At 64.5% G+C, this 16,944-nt stretch carries 16 protein-coding genes; 4 read left to right on the top strand and 12 right to left on the bottom strand.

Translation table 11 applies throughout. The features are described 5' to 3' along the window. Nucleotides 1-8 precede the first annotated feature (8 nt). Nucleotides 9-1,793, bottom strand: a complete 1,785-nt coding sequence (locus P6U27_RS34430; RefSeq protein WP_407193421.1) for an acyl-CoA dehydrogenase family protein — start codon at nt 1,791-1,793, stop codon at nt 9-11. 221 nt (nt 1,794-2,014) lie between these two features. Between P6U27_RS34430 and P6U27_RS34435 the strand changes: the two genes are divergently transcribed. Continuing rightward, nucleotides 2,015-2,716 (top strand): SDR family oxidoreductase, encoded by a 702-nt coding sequence (locus P6U27_RS34435; RefSeq protein ID WP_209295076.1) that lies wholly within the window; start codon nt 2,015-2,017, stop codon nt 2,714-2,716. A 546-nt stretch (nt 2,717-3,262) separates the two neighbouring features. On the opposite strand, the gene P6U27_RS34440 is transcribed toward P6U27_RS34435, so the two are convergent. Continuing rightward, on the bottom strand, nt 3,263-4,429 hold the full coding sequence (locus P6U27_RS34440; RefSeq protein WP_407194530.1) for an IS110 family transposase: 1,167 nt from the start codon (nt 4,427-4,429) through the stop codon (nt 3,263-3,265). A 112-nt stretch (nt 4,430-4,541) separates the two neighbouring features. Between P6U27_RS34440 and P6U27_RS34445 the strand changes: the two genes are divergently transcribed. Then, nucleotides 4,542-5,372, top strand: a complete 831-nt coding sequence (locus tag P6U27_RS34445; protein ID WP_122405843.1) for an enoyl-CoA hydratase — start codon at nt 4,542-4,544, stop codon at nt 5,370-5,372. Nucleotides 5,373-5,689: 317 nt separating this feature from the next. Here the strand turns inward: P6U27_RS34445 and P6U27_RS34450 are convergent, their stop codons facing one another. Then, nucleotides 5,690-6,313, bottom strand: a complete 624-nt coding sequence (locus P6U27_RS34450; RefSeq protein WP_122405845.1) for a GNAT family N-acetyltransferase — start codon at nt 6,311-6,313, stop codon at nt 5,690-5,692. 67 nt (nt 6,314-6,380) lie between these two features. Beyond that, nucleotides 6,381-6,584: a DUF1127 domain-containing protein gene (locus P6U27_RS34455; protein WP_122405846.1), complete on the bottom strand. Its 204-nt coding sequence runs from the start codon at nt 6,582-6,584 to the stop codon at nt 6,381-6,383. A gap of 110 nt (nt 6,585-6,694) precedes the next feature. On the opposite strand from P6U27_RS34455, the gene P6U27_RS34460 reads away from it, so the two are divergent. Beyond that, complete coding sequence (locus P6U27_RS34460) at nt 6,695-7,594, top strand: transcriptional regulator GcvA (RefSeq protein WP_122405847.1); 900 nt, start codon at nt 6,695-6,697, stop codon at nt 7,592-7,594. Between the two features lie 57 nt (nt 7,595-7,651). Here the strand turns inward: P6U27_RS34460 and P6U27_RS34465 are convergent, their stop codons facing one another. Genes P6U27_RS34465 through P6U27_RS34475 form a run of 3 tightly spaced genes read right to left on the bottom strand, consistent with a single transcriptional unit; the run spans nt 7,652 to nt 10,258 of the window. Continuing rightward, a complete protein-coding gene (locus P6U27_RS34465; RefSeq protein ID WP_122405848.1) occupies nt 7,652-8,065 on the bottom strand; it encodes a Rieske (2Fe-2S) protein in 414 nt (137 codons plus the stop codon). Further along, complete coding sequence (locus P6U27_RS34470; protein ID WP_122405849.1) at nt 8,065-9,174, bottom strand: amidohydrolase family protein; 1,110 nt, start codon at nt 9,172-9,174, stop codon at nt 8,065-8,067. Before P6U27_RS34470 ends, P6U27_RS34465 begins: the two co-directional genes overlap by 1 nt. 25 nt (nt 9,175-9,199) lie before the next feature. Beyond that, nucleotides 9,200-10,258, bottom strand: a complete 1,059-nt coding sequence (locus P6U27_RS34475) for an amidohydrolase family protein (RefSeq protein WP_122405850.1) — start codon at nt 10,256-10,258, stop codon at nt 9,200-9,202. Between the two features lie 144 nt (nt 10,259-10,402). Here P6U27_RS34475 and P6U27_RS34480 point away from each other — a divergent pair, with 144 nt between their 5' ends. Further along, a complete protein-coding gene (locus P6U27_RS34480) occupies nt 10,403-10,885 on the top strand; it encodes a CinA family protein (protein WP_209295518.1) in 483 nt (160 codons plus the stop codon). Between the two features lie 275 nt (nt 10,886-11,160). On the opposite strand, the gene P6U27_RS34485 is transcribed toward P6U27_RS34480, so the two are convergent. From P6U27_RS34485 to P6U27_RS34505, 5 genes are all read right to left on the bottom strand, one after another. Further along, nucleotides 11,161-11,436 (bottom strand): DUF1488 family protein, encoded by a 276-nt coding sequence (locus tag P6U27_RS34485; protein WP_209295517.1) that lies wholly within the window; start codon nt 11,434-11,436, stop codon nt 11,161-11,163. Nucleotides 11,437-11,516: 80 nt separating this feature from the next. Further along, nucleotides 11,517-12,986 (bottom strand): AMP nucleosidase, encoded by a 1,470-nt coding sequence (locus P6U27_RS34490; protein WP_164936780.1) that lies wholly within the window; start codon nt 12,984-12,986, stop codon nt 11,517-11,519. A 164-nt stretch (nt 12,987-13,150) separates the two neighbouring features. After that, nucleotides 13,151-14,485, bottom strand: a complete 1,335-nt coding sequence (locus tag P6U27_RS34495) for an HlyD family type I secretion periplasmic adaptor subunit (protein WP_209295516.1) — start codon at nt 14,483-14,485, stop codon at nt 13,151-13,153. A gap of 10 nt (nt 14,486-14,495) precedes the next feature. Continuing rightward, nucleotides 14,496-16,244, bottom strand: a complete 1,749-nt coding sequence (locus tag P6U27_RS34500; protein ID WP_122405853.1) for a type I secretion system permease/ATPase — start codon at nt 16,242-16,244, stop codon at nt 14,496-14,498. Nucleotides 16,245-16,605: 361 nt separating this feature from the next. After that, nucleotides 16,606-16,875 carry a GlsB/YeaQ/YmgE family stress response membrane protein gene (locus P6U27_RS34505; protein WP_122405854.1) on the bottom strand — a complete coding sequence of 90 codons (270 nt, stop codon included), beginning with the start codon at nt 16,873-16,875 and terminating at the stop codon, nt 16,606-16,608. Nucleotides 16,876-16,944 lie beyond the last annotated feature (69 nt).

Below are 16,944 nucleotides of genomic sequence, written 5' to 3' on the forward strand. Positions count from 1 at the left end.
CGGAGAGCCTACGCTGCCAGAACCAGCTCGCCAACCTCGCTCATGCCACCTGCGCGATCGCTGAGCAGCAGTTCGGCGATCTTCGTCTGCGCTGCATTTTCCGTCAGCCGGAACGGGTCGCTCGGCGAAACCCGATGGTCAATGACGAGGCGTGACAGCAGCAGTCGGCGCGCATCGCCGCGCCTCTCGTGGATGCGATGCGCCTCGCAGGCGAGCGCGACGGCGCTTGCAACATGATAGAGCAGGCTGGTGGCGCGGCGCGCATCAGCCTCGTTCTCGGACCTGCCCGCGACCTCGCGTGCGAAGCCGACCACGCGATCTGTGAGGCCGCGCAGATGGTCGCGCCAGGCCTGCGGCACGGAGACGCTGTCGTCGAGCCGGGCGTGCAGATCGGCAGCAAGCGCGGACTCCGCGCCGTGACGGCCCACGGCGCGTCGCAGCGCATCGATTGCGACGATGTTGCCGGTGCCTTCCCAGACCGAGCCGAGATGGGCATCGCGCAGCAGGCGGGCGGTGGCGAATTCCTCGATGTAGCCGATGCCGCCGCGCATCTCGAGCGCATCGCCGCAGACCTTTCGCGCGTCACGCGTGGCACGGAACTTCAGCGTCGGGGTCAGGATACGCAGCAGCGCCGCCGCGTCCTGGCTTCCGGCTTCGGCGCGGTCTAGCGCGTCCGCGGTGAGAAAGCTCATCGACAGCGCCTGCTCGACCGGCAGCATGATCTTCATCATTTGCCGCCGCCCGAGAGGCAGATCGATGATGCGCCGACCGAATACGACGCGGTTGGTCGCCACCGTCATCGCGTCATGATAGGCGCGGCGCATCAGCGCGGCCGATTTGACCCCGTTGGAGAGCCGCGACGAGTTCACCATCTCGGCCATCTGCACGAAGCCGCGGTCGAGCTTGCCGACGGCATAGGCGATCGCGCCTTCGAGCTTGATCTCGCCTGACGCCATCGAGCGCGTGCCGAGCTTGTCCTTGAGGCGCACGATCCGGTACCGGTTCTGCGCACCGTCGTCGAGGAAGCGCGGCATCAGGAACAGGCCGACGGAGCGCGTGCCGGGGCCGGCACCTTCGGGGCGCGCCAGCAGCATCACGACCTCAGCATCGGCGTTCGAGCAGAACCATTTCTCGCCGTAGAGACGCCAATGATCGCCCTCCTGCACCGCGCGCGTGGTCAGCGTGCCGACGTCGGAGCCGCCCTCCTTCTCCGTCATGAACTGGCCGCCCTGGGTCAGCTTGCTCATGTCGGTCGAGGTCAGGCCGTCCAAATATTTCGCCTTCAGCGCCTCGCTGCCGAAATTTGCGAGCAGCTTCGCGCAGCCGTCAGTGACGTTGATCGGACAGCCCATGCCGAATTCGGTCTGGTTGAACAGGAAGGTGAAAGCATGCTTGGCGACGACGGGATATTTGTCTGGCCAGCCCATGATGCCCTTGCGGATCGAGAGCGCGTGGATGCCGAACTCACCGAATGCAGCCTTTTCCAACTCGCGGTAGGCCGGGTGATATTCGATCCATTGCACGTCGCGCCCGAACTTGTCGCGCTGATGCAGGATGGGCGTGTGCCGGTCGGCCAGCCGCGCGCATTCGTCGAGATGGCCGCCGGCGAGTTCGCCGAGGCGGTCGAGATGCGGCTCGATATGGCGGAACAGATTATCCGGCAGATGGATGCGCAAGAGGTCCGCCAGCGCCGGATCGGCGCGGTAGAAATTCATGCCTGACGTATCGGGCGCCAGCAGGCCGGATGGTGCGGCCGCGACATTTTGTGACTGCGCTGTGGCCGGTTTGTGCATGATCGTCCTCGTCGTTTCCGCCCGACGGCAATTCTTTGCGCTTGCCGCTTGGGATGATGTCGATCATGCTCCAGAGGCGGACGCCGATAAAGCCGCAAATCGTCAGGGCGGCATGACCGTCGCGAGGGAGCAATTCGCCCTGCGGAATTGTGGGCGCTCTGGCTGGCTGTTCGCGCGGGCCCTGCATAGATCAACGGCTCCCCGTCCTGAGAGATCACGCCATGGAACATCCGAAATACAAGATCGCCCTCATCGTCGGCGCCGGCGAAGGCCTGAGCGCATCGCTGGCGCGCCTGCTTGCAGCGCAAGGCATCCGCGTCGCGCTCGCCGCGCGAAAGATCGAGAAGCTCGGCGCGCTCTGCACCGAGATCGGGGCCAAGGCCTATGCCTGCAACGCCACCGAGCCTGAGGAGGTGGAGCGGCTGTTCGGCCTCGTCGAACGCGAGATCGGCACGCCCGACCTCGTCGTCTACAACGCCAGCGGCCGCACGCGCGGGCCGTTCATCGACCTCGTCCCGGCCGACGTCGCGCAGGCGATTGCGGTCAGTGCCTATGGCGGTTTCCTCGTGGCGCAGCAGGCGGCCAAACGCATGCTGCCGAACAAGCACGGCGCGATCCTGTTCACCGGCGCCTCCGCCAGCGTCAAAGGTTATGCGCAGTCGGCCCCGTTCGCGATGGGCAAGTTCGCGCTGCGCGGCCTCGCGCAGAGCATGGCGCGCGAACTGTCGCCGCAGGGCATCCATGTCGCGCATTTCGTCATCGACGGCGGAATCAGGAGCGCGGCGCGCACCGAACCGGACGACAAGCCCGACTCGATGCTCGATCCCGATGCAATCGCGTACAGCTATTGGAACGTGTTGCAGCAGCCGCGCAGCGCCTGGAGCTGGGAGCTGGAGCTGCGGCCGTGGGTGGAGAATTTTTGAGGCGATAACGTCGCCACAACAACCGTCATTGCGAGGAGCCCTTGCGACGAAGCAATCCAGGGCTGTCTCCGCGGATACATTTCTGGATTGCTCACATGGGGATTTGGTGTGTCAAGGCGGTTTGTTCAGCTCTTTGTTCGATTGCAGGCCAGCTCTTCGTCCCGACCGTGGAGCACGTAGGATGGCGCGCGCAGATCGAGTCAAGGTCGGCCCGTAGGGCCGTCGCGAAGCGACTTGGCCTTGACTCGAGCGAGCACGCCATCAGGCTTTGGCAGTCGGGGCAGCGGGCGGATAACTCCTTTTCGTCAGGCGATCCAAGGGTCGAGCCGGTTTTTGCAATCTGGTTTGCTTGCCAGATCAAACTCACATTCGGTCGCCGCGCGGCGGCGGCTGCACCAACATTCCGCTTGCGGCGGGCAGGCTCGAGAGGACGAGACCATTCTTCGTTACGGCGTTTGAAGCCATGCAATCCATCGGTTCGTCCACCCGGATCGGCCGAGGCTGATCAATCTCGGCGGATTGGCTTTGAGGCTGAGGAGCGTGGTGTCAGGCGGCGGCCTTTATCTCGGCTCCCTCGATCACCACGCCCGCGGTCACGTACTTCCAGAGGGCCACGAGCAGCTTGCGCGCGAGCGCCACGATCGCGCGCTTGCGGCCGCGTTGGCTGTGCACCTTGAACCACTGGGTCAAAGCCGATTGAGGCTGGTGGCGTACCCAGAGCCAGGCGAGCTGGATCATCGTGGTTCTCAGGCGCGGATTGCCAGCCTTCGACACGCCTTGCTCGCGCTCGATGCCGCCACTGCGCCATGGCGTGGCTGCAAGGCCGGCATAGGATGCAATCTGGCGGCGGTTGGCGAACTGCCGGTAAAAGGCCTCCGACCAGAGAACGGCCGTGAAGTTCGGGCCCAGGCTCTTCAGTTCGAGCAGCATTGCCACCGGGTTCGATACGGTCTTCTCCCCCGCCGCCTTGCTCGCGGCCAGCAACGCATCCTGCTCGCGCTCCACCGCCGTGATCTGGTCGAGCAGCAGTTCGAGCCGGTCGAGTTCGCGGCTGATCTGCGCCTTCAGATGCGCCAGCAAGGCGCGCCCGTCGCCCGTCCGCAAGGCCTCCAGCCGCTTCCGCCGGTCTCGCCGCAGCGGCGCGTAGTCGAAGATCCCTTGCGCGAACAGAAGACCCTTGATCCGGTTCACATGCTCGATCCGCTCCGCGATCAAGGTCTCTCGCTCGCGGCACAGCCTACGGCGGTCCTCCTCTGCCGGAGAGGGCGCAACGACCATGGCGCAGACCCGTACCTCGCCGCGCTTGTAGGCCAGCAGCGTCCGCAACAGCGTCTCGCCATCCAGCCGGTCCGTCTTGGCCCGCCGGCGCCGGCGCGGCGTCGCAATCGAGGCCGGATCGACTACGTGGCTCTCGATGCCTTCCTGCTGCAGGGCGCGGTGAAGCCAGAACCCGTCCAGCCCCGCCTCCTGGATCGCGATGATCGGATAGCTCTCACCCGTTCGCGCCTGCGCCTTGCGCTTCAGCTCCGCAAACAGCTTCAACAGTTCCGAAAGCTCGCCGGCCTTCATGCTGCGTTTGGACATCTTCTCGCCCTTGCAGGGCGACAGCGAAGTGACCAGCCATGTCGAACGGCTCAGTTCCAATGACACAAAAATTGCGCCAAACTGCGTGCGGATAGCGGCCAGTCCGTCGGAAGGATGATCGAGCAACATCGTCGTCTCCAGGTTGAATGGATTCAGCAACCCTCAGTCTGGCCTCAGACCTGGTCGCTATCCACTCCCCATGGAATCTTCGCTTCGCTCGCAATGACGGCAGGGAGGATCAATGACCACGGAAACCACCATCGACACCGGCACCAACGAACTGCTCTGCGTCATCCGCGACCGCGTCGCGATCATCACGCTGAACCGGCCGGAAGCGCGCAACGCGCTGTCGGACGCGCTGACGCCGGCGCTGCGCAGCATGATCCGGAGCTGCGGCGAGAATCCTGATGTCGGCGCGCTGCTGCTGACTGGCGCGGGCGAAGCGTTTTGTGCCGGCGGCAACGTCAAGGGCATGGGCGCGCATCGCGACAGGGCAAAGCTCGACATGTCCTTTGACGACAAGGTCGCCGATCTGCAGGAGCGGCAGAGGCTGCTGACCGGAGCGCTGGTGTCGGTGCGCAAGCCGACGATCGCCGCCCTGCCCGGCCCCGCGGTCGGCGCCGGCCTCGCCATCGCCATGGCCTGCGACATTCGCATCGCCGCGCAATCGGCCTTCGTCGCCACCGGCTACGCCCGCATCGCGCTGTCAGGCGATTACGGCATCGCCTGGCTGCTCACCCGCCTCGTCGGCACCGCGCGGGCGCGCGAATTGATGTTCACCGGCGACCGTGTCGATGCCGCACGCGCCGAAGCGATCGGCCTCGTCAACCGCGTCGTGCCCGACGACAAATTGCAGACTGAGGCGTTCGCGCTGGCCAAATCGCTCGCCGAAGGCCCACGTCTGGCGCTGCGCTACATGAAGGACAATCTCGACGAGGCCTTGCTGTTCGACTTCGAGACCGCGCGCGACCACGAAGCCGAACGGCTGGTCCGCCTCACCACGACCGCCGACCACAAAGAAGCGGTTCAGGCCTTCATCGAGAAGCGCAAGGCGGTATTCACGGGGAAGTAGGATTAGTCGTCCGAGCAACCCCGACTATCAGATGACTCCATATAGCAGGTACCCTACTTCAAGGAGCGCTGAATGGATATCTCTGAGGTCATCCGCCGTCCTGGCGGAGAAGACGGGCTATGTCACGTTCCATCAGTTGAACGAGTTGATACCGTCGGCCAAGGCGGAACCTGAAGACATCGAGGCGATACTCACCGCTTCGAGCGAACGGCATCTGGATTGCAGAGGAATGGGTCGGCGCTCTTGCGGGATACGATTGAGTTCGTCTCGAAAAAAATGCCCGGCTCTGGCTGGGCCAGGCCGGGCTCGGAGTGTTGTCAGGCCGAGGCTGAGGGGTTGTCGGCCTGACGGGAAAGGGCGGCGAGGCGCCAGCTCGCGCAAGGGATCTCTTTCGGGCCAACGCTGATCTCCTTGTCGAAGCGCACCAGCTTCCAGTCGTCGGGATGGTTGACGAAGGCGAAGCCGGATTTGCGCGCGAGCGAGACCATGGCCTCGTTGGAGCGCAACGTGTCGCCGAACATGTGCTCGGCGCCGAGCGCGGCGGCGCGGCATTCGAGATTCTTCATCAGCGCGGTGGCGATGCCGTGGCCGTGCCAGCGATCATCGACCGAGAGGCCGAACTCGAGCGTCGCGGTCTCGGTATGGAAGGCATAGCGCGCTTCGGCCACGATGGTCTCGAAGCCGTCAACCATCATCGTCGCCACGATGGTGAAACGATCGCGCTCGCCGACCTCGAGGAAATCTCGCAGCAGGCCTTTCGGCAATTCGCTGACGGCGCCGAAGAAGCGGTTGTAGCGGGAGTGGGTCGAGAGCGAACGGAAATAGTGCTGCAGCTCGTCAGTGTCGCGCGGCTCGACGAAGCGGAGATCGAGCCGCTCACCGTGTCGGGTGCGCATCACGTCGGAATATTGCTTGAGGTCTTCGAGGCGAAGGGTGCTCATGACACACGCCATGCGGAAAAGGGACCGCCGGCGCCCCACAGACAGGCGGCGCCGGCCTGGCGGCCAATCAGGCCCGCCAGAAGGGTTTGTCGGCCTCGTAGGCGATGTCGGACCAGGACAGCCCGACGTCATGGAGGTCGCGGGCGGTCCAGTGGGTCAGTTCGCGCCGGGTTCGGTAGCGCTCGTGCCAGACGTGAAGGGTCTCGCCGATCTGGTAGAGCAGCCCGAGTGCATGATGATTTGTCATCGAATTGTCGGTCAACGTAGACATTTTCAGCTCCTGGAGCTAAGTTGATTGCTAATATCTGCCTCCTTCTGCGCTGCGACAAACGACAATTTGTACCTTTTCGCATGAAATAACGTCATGCATCCTGCTGCCAAATGACTGCCAGATTGCCATCCCTGAACGGATTGCGGGCGTTCGAGGCCGCTGCGCGCCATCTCAGCTTCACGCTGGCCGCCAGCGAGTTGAACGTGACCCAGACCGCGATCAGCCATCAGATTCGCAGGCTGGAGGAGGAGCTCGGCATCCGCCTGTTCATCCGGCAGAACCGCGCGCTGGCGCTCACACCGGAGGCGCGCGACTATTTGCCGGGCGTGCGCGCCGCCTTCAACGATCTCCGCCTTGCGACCGACCGGCTGCTGCGCAAGGACGACGACAAGGTGCTGACGGTCTCGACGCTGGCCTCGCTCGCGGCAAAATGGCTGCTGCCGCGGCTGACCGATTTCCAGGAGCAGCATCCCGGCATCGACGTGCGCATCACCACCTCGACCAGCCTCGTCGATTTCCAGCGCGACAATGTCGATGCCGCGATCCGCTATGGCCGCGGCCAGTGGCCGGGCGTGCGCGCCGAATGGCTGATGGCGGACGAGCTGTTTCCGGTGTGCAGCCCGTCACTGCTGCGCGGCGACAAACCGCTGCGCCGGCCCGAGGATCTGCGCAACCATCCGCTGCTGCACACATCCAATGCCAACAGCGACGACTGGCGGCTGTGGCTGACCGCGGCGGGCCTGCCGGCCGACATCGCGAGGCAGCCTGGCATCACCTTCGACATGATCTTCATGACCATCCAGGCCGCGATCGACGGCATCGGCGTCGCGATGGGGCGGACCTCCTATGTCCAGGACGACATCGCCAAGGGCCGGCTGGTGGTCCCCTTCAAGATCGCGCTGCCGGCCGATGCCGGGTTCTACCTGGTCGCGCCGGAGGGCCGCCGCGAGGCGCCGAAGCTTGCCGCGTTCCGGCAATGGGTGCTCGCGGCTGCGCAGAACAAAGCCTGAAGGACGCGATTTATCTCCCTAAGAGCTGGCGAGGGAGCGCACCTGCCGTGCGGCAGCTCACAGCTCCACCACCACGTAATCGCTCTCAATGCTGACCGTAACAGTCTCGGCGACATACGGTCCCTTCACCACGCTCGCGCCCGGCTCGACATTGGCCGGATAGGCCTTCACGCGGAAGCGGCGAGGGTCGCAGTAGGATTGTCCGGTGCGGATGTCGAACTCCCAGCCGTGCCAGGGGCAGCGAATGATCTCGCCGAGTTTCGTGTACTCGATCTCGCCGGGATTCTTTGACTGCGCCAGCCCGATCAGCGGCCCCTCGCACAGCGCCGCGCCCTGATGCGGGCAGCGGTTCATCAGGCCGAAATATTCGCCCTTGATGTTGAAGACCGCGATCGGCCGTCCGTCGATCTCCAGGAATTTTCGCGTGCCGGGCGGAAGCTCGTCCACCGGCGCAATGACGTGTCTTGCCATCAGGAAATGCCGTAGAGCTTCTTCGCATTGCCGAGATAGAACGCCTCTCGATTGGCCTCGCTGACGCCGGCCGGCAAGACGCGCGACGGCTCGTCGTAGTCCCAATGCGGATAGTCGGTTGCGAACAGCAACTTGTCCCAGCCGATCCATTTGATGAGGTCGAACAGATCCTCGCGCCGCTCCGGATCCTCCATCGGCTGCGTCGTCCACCACACCTGCTCGCGGATATATTCCGACGGCGGCCGCTTCACATGCGGCACCTCGCTGCGCAGGCGCTGCCAAGCCTTATCGAGGCGCCAGCAAAGCGACGGCGCCCAGCCGAAGCCGGCCTCGATCATCACCATCTTCAGTTTCGGGAAGCGCTCGAACACGCCTTCGAGCACGATACTCGCCAGCGCCGATTGCTGGCATTGCGAGTGGCCGACCATCTCCTCGATATAATACGACGGCCAGCCCGACGGCGTGATGGGATTGCCGCCAAAGCCGAAGGCGTGCACGCCGACGGGAAGGCCCGCCTCTTCCGCGGCCTGATAGATCGGCCAGTAACGGCGCTGGCCGAGCGGCTCGACGTTGCGGCTGAGCAGCAGCACCTGCACGAAGTTCTTGTCGCCGGCGCGCTCGCGGATTTCGGCGGCGGCCGACAGCCCATCCTCATTACCGACGACGATGGATGCCTTCAGCCGCTTGTCCTTGCTGGTCCATTTATCGATCTGCCAGTCATTGATCGCCGAGCACAACGCTGCCGAGAGCTCGTGATTGCGGATGCCCTGTCCGGTGTTGAGCGGATTGAGCACCCCAAGCTGCACATTGTTGGGATCGAGCAATTGCTTCTGCATGAAGGACAGCGAGGAGCCCTGCGGACCGCCTTCCGGCGGATAGGCATCGCGGCGCGAGGCGTTGGGCTGGGCCTTGGGATAGGGCGGGCCTTCCATCATGCCCTGATAGGCGTGGACGCCGTAGACTTCGAGGTGATGCTGCCAGCGTTTGGCGAGGTAGGGATAGAGCTCGGTGCGGGTGGCGCGTGCCGGATGGATGTCGCAGTCCGCGATCGCGGTTCTTACGGTCAGTGGGGAAGCGGCTTCTTGGCTCTCGCGGAACTGGATATTCATCGCCTTGCCTCCTTTGGCAGCGGGCTCACGTCAGGCGGGGGTAGGTTGCATGGGGATTGTCGATCATGATCTTGCGCACGAGATCGGGGGACAGACCTTCGGGCAGCGCGTCCTGGCCGTCGAACTGCCAGTGCGGATAGTCCGTGGAGAATAGGACCAATTCGTCGGACTGCATATGCTCAAACAGGCGAATTAATGTCTCAGGTTCCGGCGGCGCATCAAATGGCTGTAACGAGAAGCGGATGTTGCTGCGCACAATCTCCAGCGGCGCACGATCGACCCACGGTGTCTCCATCCGCACCCCGCGCCAGAACTTGTGCAGGCGCCAGAGATAGGGCGCGATCCAGGAGACGCCGGACTCCAGCATCACCATTTTCAGCCGCGCATATTTGGCGAACACGCCCTCGACGATCAGGCTGGTGAGCTGGGTCTGAAACGCCTGGGCCTGCCCGACATAATCCTCGATGTGATAGGAGCCCCAGCCCACGGCGGTCGGCGGATTGTGATAGGCGGAACCGGCGTGGATGCCGACGGCAAGTTCCAGTCGTTCCGCAGCCTCATAGATCGGCCACAGCGCTCGCTTGCCCAGCGGCGTGTCGCCCATCACCAGCATGAGCACTTGCACGAAGCGTTTGTCCTGGGCGCAGCGCTCGATCTCGGCGACCGCCTTCTCGACGCTTTGCGTGGGAATCACGATGGAGCCGCGCAGCCGCGCGTCGCGATCGAGCCATTCCTTCGCCAGCCAATCGTTCAGCGCGCGGCAGAAGGCGGCCTGCATGTCCTCGGAGAACACCATCTGCACGCCGTACAGTGGATTGCAGATGGCGTAGCTGAGCTGGAAGGGATCGAGCACATGGCGCTGCATGGTCTCCAGACTCTCGCCGGGTTTGCCGGTCTCCGGCCGCCAGTCCGGCCGCGCCGTGATCGGCGAGTTCTGCGGATAGGATTGCGAGACGAGGTCGACCATGCCGCGCGTCGTCACCTGATCGCGCCAATAATCGTTCAGGTATGGCAGCAGGCTGGTCAGATGCGGCACGGCCGGATGCACGTCGCAATCGATGCCGCCGGCAATCAGGGACGCCATCACGTCTCCCTTCTCACGTTTCCTTGCATGTCGCTTCTTGCACCCGCCATTCAAGCAGGCCTGCCCGTCGCCCGCAACTCGGCCAATCATCCTGTCATATGCTAGGAAGGCTGAGCTCGGTTGCGAAGGAATGGGGTACCAGAGATGAAAGAACTCGTCGGCATCGCGGAACAGGTCGCGGCCCAACTGATGGCGCGCAAACAGACCATTGCGGTTGCGGAATCGTCAGCCGGCGGCCTGATCTCGGCCAGCCTGCTCGCGGTGCCCGGCGCCTCCGCCTATTACCTCGGCGGCGCCGTGGTCTACACGCGCGATGCCAGGCGCGTGCTGATGGATATTTCGGACGAAGGAATGAAGGGCTTTCGCTCCTCATCGGAGCCCTACGCCAAACTCCTCGCCGAACAGATGCGGAGCCGCTTTGGCTGCGACTGGGGCCTGTCTGAGACAGGCGCCGCCGGGCCCACCGGCAACCGCTACGGCGATGCCGCCGGCCATAGCTGCATGGCGGTTGCGGGCCCTGCGTCAGAGGTGATGACGCTGGAAACTGATAGCAATGACCGGTTCGCGAACATGCAGGTGTTTGCGGCGACGGCGCTGAAGCTGTTGCTGCGGAAGCTCGAGGGGTGAGTTGCTGTGCGGATGAAATGAGCCGGGATAGCCTCGCCACCAACACTACGGTCATCGCCCGGCTTGTTGTTCAGCCCGGGCGGTCCAGTACTCCGAGGCGGTTGTGATTGAATTGGTGGGCCGCGGCGTACTGGATGCCCCGGTCCCGGCTCCGCCAAGGCTACGTCGGGGCCACAAGAGTGCTCGGCCGCCGAAGCTTTAGCTAAGGCGGCAAGCCGGGGCATGACACCGAGAGTGAGGAGCGATGACAGCCGACCATGGAGCGATAGCAGCAGCTACCGCCCCAAATGCCGCGTGAAGATCCGCACCACGTGCCCCCTCACCCGCGGCGCCTCGTCGTAGAGATCCGACGCGAGCCGCTCGATGGTCTCGCGCAGCGACAGGAATTGCGCCTGCCGCGCACTGCTTTCGGTGCCCTGCATGCACGCGAGCTCGTCCATCGCGGCGTCGCTGATCTGGCACTGCACCACATCGCCGTCATTGAGCATGGTGAAGCGAAAGGCCAGCCGTTCAAGGTCATGGCCGATGATCTTGTCGCGCGTCAGCGGCATCAAGTCTTCCCGGTCGAGCCCCACCACCGGACAATGCGGAAAATCGCTCCGATTGTCAGCAGCAAAGTGCAGCTTCGCTCCTACTGGAACGCGACTTCGGCAAAACTGCGAAGCTTGCGCGAATGCAGTCGCTCGGATTCCTGCTGCTTCAGTCGCTCCAGCGCCTTCAGGCCGATCTCGAGGTGCTGACCGACACGGCGGCGGTAGAACTCGCTGGCCATGCCGGCGAGCTTGATCTCGCCGTGCAGCGGCTTGTCGGAGACGCATAGCAGCGTGCCGTAGGGAACACGGAAGCGGTAACCGTTGGCGGCGATGGCAGCCGATTCCATGTCGAGCGCGACCGCGCGCGATTGCGACAGGCGGCGGATCACGTCGGGCCCGGATATCTCCCAGTTGCGGTTGTCGACGCTCGCCACCGTGCCGGTGCGCATCAGGCGCTTGAGCTCGAAGCCTTCGAGCCCCGTGACATCCTCGACCGCCTCCTCGAGCGCGACCTGCATTTCGGCCAGCGCTGGGATCGGCACCCAAAGCGGCAACTCGCGATCGAGCACGTGATCCTCGCGCACATAGCCGTGCGCGAGCACGTAGTCGCCGAGGCGCTGCGTGTTGCGCAGGCCCGCGCAATGGCCGAGCATCAACCAGGCGTGCGGCCTCAGCACCGCGACGTGGTCAGTGACGTTGCGCGCATTGGATGGACCGGTGCCGATATTGATCAAGGTAATGCCGCGATAGCCGGGCGCGATCAGATGGAAAGCCGGCATCTGCGGCGCGCGCTCCGGCGCCGTCCCACTGGTGACGCCGCCACTGCATGTGATCACATTGCCGGGCGCGACGAAGCCATCGAGACCAGCCTCGCCGGACTGAAGCCGCTGCTGGCAGAGTTGTACGAAGGCCTCGACATAGAACTGGTAGTTGGTGAAGATCACGAAGTTCTGGAAATACTCAGGGTCCGTGCCGGTGTAGTGATAGAGCCGGCGCAGCGAGTAATCGACCCGGGCGGCGCGGAACAGGGACAGCGGCTCGGGCGCGCCCGGCTGGAGCTCGAAAGTGCCGTCGGCGATCGAATCGTCCATCGTCGCGAGATCGGGCACATCGAACGCATCGCGCAGCGAGCGCGTGACGGCGGAGCTCTCGCCGGTGGTGATGGCGGCCTCGATGTTGATGTCGCGGCGATAGGCGAAGTGGATCGGGATCGGCTCGGCGGACTCGCCGATCTCGACCGGCACCGCGTGGTTCTGGAGCAGCAATCCGATCTGCTCGGTGAGGTAGGCGCGGAACAGATCCGGCCGCGTGACGCTGGTCTCGTGCACGCCGGGACCATGGACGAAGCCATAAGCGAGACGCGAATCCAGCCGCGCATGCGTCGCCGTGGTGAGACGGACGAAGGGATAATAGGCCCGGACCCGCGACGTGATCGCCTCGCCATTGACGTAAGCTTCGAAACGATCGCGTAGGAACCTGGTATTGCGCTCGTAGATCTCTTCGAGCCGCGCGACGGCCGCGGACGCATCGGAGAAGGATTCGGTGGCGATGGAGGGTGGGGATTGCATTGTTCGACCGCCGGGTTTGCTGTTTGCAATCGCAGTATAGCAAACTGACAGCCAAGTCATCATTGCGAGCGCATCGAAGCAAATCCAGAAATCTGTCCGCGGAGACAGGCTGGATTGCTTCGCTGCGCTCGCAATGGCGAGGGAAGATGACGCGCTGTCGCGCGTCACTTCTCGCGGAAGGCGCGCATCAGCTGATCGTGCAGCGGCTTCATCAGATAGGACAACATGGTGCGGTCGCCGGTCTGGACGAAGGCTTCCACGGGCATGCCGGGAATCAGCTTGACGTCACCGAGCCGGGCGACCTCCTCGGGCGGCATCGAGACGCGGATGGTGTAGTAGCCTTGACCGGTGCGCTGGTCGGTGGTGACGTCGGGCGAGACGCGGCTGACGACGCCGTTGAGCTCGGGCGTGGTGCGCTGGTTGAACGCGGAGAGGCGCAGCAGTGTCTTCTGACCGATCTGGAGCTTGTCGATGTCGACCGGATTGACCTTGGCCTCGACCTGAAGATCATCGGCCTGCGGCACGATCAGCATCAGGGTATCGCCCGCGGTGACGACGCCGCCGACCGTGTGCACGGTCGATTGCAGCACCATGCCATCCTGCGGGGCGCGGATATCGACGCGGCGGAGCTGGTCTTCGGCAGCGACCTTGCGCTCGATCAGCTCGCCGATCTTGTCGTTGGTCTCGCGCAGGTCCTTGGAGACCTCGCTGACCACGTCCTTGTCGATCTGGATGATCTGGAGCTCGGTCTCGGTAATCTTGCCCTTGGCCTGGGCGCGTGAGGCGATGTACTGCGCGCGCTCGCCATTGAGCCGGGCCGAATCGCGCTCGAGCTGGGTTAGGCGCGAAATCTGCACCAGACGCTTGTCGTAGAGCTCGCGCACGCCGGTGAGCTCGTTCTGCACCAGCGCGATCTCCTGATCCTTGGCCTTCTCCTGGGCGCTGAGACCGGCGATTTCCTCGTTGAGCTGCGTGATGCGCTCGCGCAGCTGGGCTTTCTGCCCGGTGCGGCCGTTGACGCGGACGTCGAACAGCTTGGTTTCGGCGGCGAGCAGCGCCTTGACGTCGGGATCGTCGGCGCGCTCGAGGAGGCTTTGCGGGAATTCGATCTTGTCGAGACCGCGCTGCTCGGCCTGCAATCGGGCCGCACGCGCCTGCGCGGCGTCGAGATTCTTGGTGACGATGGCAAGATTGGCCTTGGTGACGGTGTCGTCGAGCCGCACCACGATGTCGCCGGCCTTGACCAGGTCGCCGTCGCGGGCGCGCACCTCGCCGACCACACCGCCGGTCGGATGCTGCACCTTCTTGACGTTGGATTCGACCACGATCTGACCCGGCGCGATCAGCGCGCCCGAGATCAGCACCGTCGAGGCCCAGCCGCCGAGGCCGACGACGAGGACCAGCACGATCCCAAGACCGAGCGTCAGGTGGAACTTGATCGACTCGCGCACGGTCTTCTTCGCGGCAGGCTTCGAGCCGCCGATGGCCATCGTGCTCATGACTTTGTGCTCATGGTTTGGCCACTCCGCCTTCGCTGACGATCTTGATCGGTGCCGGCGGCGTCACGCGCGGCTGCAGCACCTGGGCGAGGACCTGTTCCTTCGGTCCGAAGGCCTGCATGCGGCCGTCACGCAGCACCAGGATCTGGTCGACCGCCTCGACGCCGATGGGACGGTGCGCCACCACGACGACGATCGCGCCGCGCTCGCGCGCTGAGCGGATGGCGCGGGTCAGCGCCTCATCGCCCTCGGTGTCGAGATTGGAGTTGGGCTCGTCGAGCACGATCAGGAAGGGGTTGCCGTAGAGCGCGCGCGCCAGCGCCACGCGCTGCGCCTGGCCTGCCGATAGCGCGGCGCCCTGCTCGCCGACTTGCGTGTTGTAGCCCTCGCGCATCTTGATGATCATCTCATGCACGCCGGCTTCTTTCGCAGCCGCGATGATGCCTTCAGAGGTCGCCGCCGGATCGAACCGGCTGATGTTCTGCGCGATGGTGCCGCCGAACAATTCGACGTCCTGCGGCAGATAGCCGATATGGCGGCCGAGCACGTCGCTTGACCACTGATCGAGCGCCGCGCCGTCGAGCCGCACCTTGCCGCGCACCGGCTGCCAGACCCCGACCAGCGCGCGGATCAATGACGACTTGCCGGAGCCGCTCGGGCCGATCACGCCGAGGCCGTTGCCCGCGGCGAGCGCGAAGGTGATGTCCTGCACCACGAGACGCTGGTCGCCCGGCGGCACCATGGCGATGCCTTCGACCGAGAGCCGGCTGGTCGGCGCTTGCAGCTGGGTGGGCATCGTCTGCGCCGGCATCTGCTCCAGCAGACGCGTGAGGCGCTGCCAGCTCTGACGCGCGGCGACGAAGGATTTCCAGTGCGCAATCGCAAGATCGACCGGCGCCAGCGCGCGGGCGGAGAGGATCGAGCCGGCGATGATGATGCCGGCGGTCGCCTCCTGGTGGATGACGAGATAGGCGCCGACCGCGAGCACGGCCGATTGCAGCATCATGCGCAACACTTTTGCGACCGCGCCGAGACCGCCGGCGACGTCGCTCGCACGCTGATTGCCCGTAAGATATTTTTCGTTGGCCTCGCTCCAGCGCTGATTCATCCGGCCGGCCATGCCCATCGCAACCATCACTTCGGCGTTGCGGCGGCTGGACTGGGCGAGATCGTTGCGCTGGGCGGCGAGACCCATCGCCTCTTTCGCCGGCTGGCGGGACATGAACTCGGTGACCAGTGTCAGCCCGACGAGGATGATGGCGCCGACCAAAGCGGTGACGCCGATCAGGACGTGGAAGGCGAAGCAGATGGCGAGATAGAGCGGCAGCCAGGGCAGGTCGAAGAACGCGCTCGGGCCCATGCCGCCGAGGAAGGAGCGGACATTGTCGAGATCGCGCAGCGGCTGCAGGCCTTCGTTGCGGCTGCCGACCAGGAGCGGCAGGCGCACGATGGTGTCGAACACGCGCTTGTTGAGGGCCTCGTCGAGCGAGGTACCGATCCGCCCCAGGATGCGGTTGCGAATCATGTCGAGCACGCCCTGCGCCATATAGAGGAAGCTGGCGAGGATGATGAGGCCGACCAGGGTCGGAATGCTGCGGCTCGGCAGCACCCGGTCGTAGACCTCCAGCATGAAGATCGACCCGGTCAGGTAGAGCAGGTTGATCATGCAGCTCATCAGGCCGACGCCGATGAATGCCGTACGACAAGCGCGCAAGGCATCACCGAGCTCCGAACGGCGGACGCCAGGGATGGCTGCCATCAGTCTGATCTCTTTCAGGTGGGGGCCACAGCCCCTGATTTCACGGGCATTCAGGGTACACGCCCCGGATTAACATCACGTTCGCTCTGCGTCCAACGCAGCCGAGTTCATCCAGAACCCTGACGGACCACATCTACCCCTGACGGCCCCACACGCAAGTCCGGTATTTCACAGGCTTTGCGGCTTTTTGGTGCAGAGGCAGCCGTCCTCCCCAACTCTGGCGAGGCGACAAGTTCCGACCGATCGAACCGAGCGGCGGGCTAAAGCGCGATGAGATTTGGATGAATCGTCATCGCGCTTTAGCTTGTTGTTTACGCATGATCTTTCCGGAAAACCGCTTCGCACTTTTCCGGATCATGCTTTAGAGCCGGCCGCCGCCACGCACCAGCCGCACCACCAGCAGCAGGATGACCGCGCCGATCGCGGAATAAACGATCTCGGAGACCAGGCCGGTGCCGAGCCGAATGCCGAGCTTCGGAAACAGCAAGCTCGCCACCAGCGCGCCGGCGACGCCGACCACGATGTCGCCGATGATGCCGAACCCGGCGCCCCGCACCACCTTGCCGGCAAGCCAGCCGGCGACCAGGCCAACGAACAGGATGACGAGCAGGCCTTCGTTCGAAATGTACATAAGTAAGGTCCCTCTCCGTGAACGGAGCCATGGAACGGGAACCGCGATGAATGGGGTGTGAATGCTGTT

Source organism: Bradyrhizobium sp. STM 3566, from assembly GCF_045571445.1.
Taxonomy (GTDB): Bacteria; Pseudomonadota; Alphaproteobacteria; order Rhizobiales; family Xanthobacteraceae; genus Bradyrhizobium; species Bradyrhizobium vignae.